The sequence below is a fragment of the Streptomyces sp. NPDC111802 genome (genome assembly GCF_055634335.1).
In genome coordinates this window covers 1-1,714 of record NZ_JBVKCZ010000207.1, presented here as the reverse complement: position 1 = coordinate 1,714, position 1,714 = coordinate 1, and the positions used below count along the sequence as shown (strand labels likewise).

At 63.0% G+C, this 1,714-nt stretch carries 3 protein-coding genes; 2 read left to right on the top strand and 1 reads right to left on the bottom strand.

Annotated elements, in window-relative coordinates; translation table 11 throughout:
- Positions 1-314: transposase (locus tag ACZ7NC_RS45500; RefSeq protein ID WP_471498340.1), on the top strand; the 314-nt coding region annotated here is incomplete at its 5' end.
- Between the two features lie 485 nt (positions 315-799).
- On the opposite strand, the gene ACZ7NC_RS45495 is transcribed toward ACZ7NC_RS45500, so the two are convergent.
- Positions 800-1,135 (bottom strand): AMP-binding enzyme, encoded by a 336-nt coding sequence (locus ACZ7NC_RS45495; RefSeq protein ID WP_471498337.1) that lies wholly within the window; start codon positions 1,133-1,135, stop codon positions 800-802.
- A gap of 86 nt (positions 1,136-1,221) precedes the next feature.
- Between ACZ7NC_RS45495 and ACZ7NC_RS45490 the strand changes: the two genes are divergently transcribed.
- On the top strand, positions 1,222-1,584 hold the full coding sequence (locus ACZ7NC_RS45490; RefSeq protein ID WP_471498335.1) for an integrase core domain-containing protein: 363 nt from the start codon (positions 1,222-1,224) through the stop codon (positions 1,582-1,584).
- Positions 1,585-1,714 lie beyond the last annotated feature (130 nt).

Sequence of the window (1,714 nt, the reverse complement as noted above, 5' to 3'; positions counted from 1 at the left end):
CCTGCCCTGAGATGACGCTCCTGACCAGCCACGTCACCACCTTCGCGAAGCTCCTGGCCCACCACGAGCACCCCGCCACCGAACACGCCGCCCTGGCCGAGTGGATCGAGGCCGTGAACGGCGACGACCTTCCCGCCCTGCACGCCTTCGGCCGCGGCCTGGAGAAGGACCGCGCAGCCGTCCAGGCCGGCCTCGACCTGCCCTACAGCAACGGAGTCACCGAGGGCATCAACAACAAGACAAAGCTCCTCAAGCGCCAGACCTACGGACGGGCCGGCTTCGCCCTCCTCCGCCAGCGCATCCTGCTCAACTGACCTTCGCGCCAACAGAACGATCACCCGCTACGAAAAACAAGGCAGAGCCTAATTCATGACACGCCCGATACTCCCGATCAAGGCGTTTGATGGGGTGTTAGGGAATGAGGTTCCGGGGTTTGGGGCCTGCTGGGAATTGGGTGTCCGTTTGAGGGCATAGTCTTGGTGGCGGAAGCCGTCGGCCTTTGGATCCCCCGCCGGGGCCGGCGGCTTTCCAGTGGGTTGCCCCAGGGATCGATGCGCCGGGCAGAGCTTGGGATACGTCGGCGATGGGCGCGTATTCGGACGCTTCGCCCGGAGGGGCGGACTGCCTGTGGGGCCTATCGTCCGGGATTCAGGCTCAGCATTACTCTAATTTTCTCGGCAGCACCGGAGGAGAGTCCCTGAAGGAGCGTGTTACCAACAGGTCGGTGACACGACCCGCAGCACGTACGTAAGGCCCTTGAGGAGCTTGCGGAAGAACTTCTTCGCGGCCCGCTTGGCGGCTAAGTAACACCATCTCCCTCTCCTCGCATGCCCTTGTGGGCTGCCTCGCGTAGTTCTGTTTTGCGTATCTTTCCTGTTGCCGTGGTGGGTAGCGCGTCGAGGAAGCGTATTCCTCGAGGGATTTTGTAGTGGGCTAGTTTGTCTGCGCAGTATGTGCGTAGTTCATCGGGGTGTGGAGGGCTGGTTCCTGGGCGAGGTTGGATCCATGCCATGAGATCTTCCCCTAAGCGGGGGTGGGGGATGCCGATGACGGCTGCGTCGTGGATATCGGGGTGGGCGCGTAGGACGTCTTCGATCTCTCGTGGGGAGATGTTTTCCCCGCCTCGGATGATCATGTCGGTGATGCGTCCCGGTGGTGGTGAGTCGTTGGTCGAGCGGGTCGGTGGCGTGGGACTGGGCTGCGGTGGGGGATGTTTCGGTCATGCCGAATGAGGTGGTCAGTGCAGACAACCCCTACAGCGAGAGCCAGTTCAAGACGGTCAAGTACGCACCGGACTACCCCGAGCGGTTCGACTCGCTCGCCCACGCCCGCGAGTGGTTTGACGCCTTCATCAGCTACTACAACCACGAACACCGCCACTCCGGGATCGGCTACCACACCCCCGCCTCCGTACACTTCGGCACCGCCGAACAGGTCCGCGACCAGCGCACCGTCACCCTCGCCGAAGCCTACGAACGCCACCCCGAACGCTTCGCCCGCCGCCCAAGACCACCCCAGATACCCACACAGGCATGGATCAACAATCCCGCACGGCGCCGGGAACCCCAACCACAAGCCTCATAACATCACACACGTCTCATTTGACTTGACACGCACCGAATTACGACACCGGCTCCAACCTGGCGGATATGGGCCGGACGCAGTGCACGACCACCGCTGGCCGGTGGTCGACTCCGAAGCCGATTCCACGTAT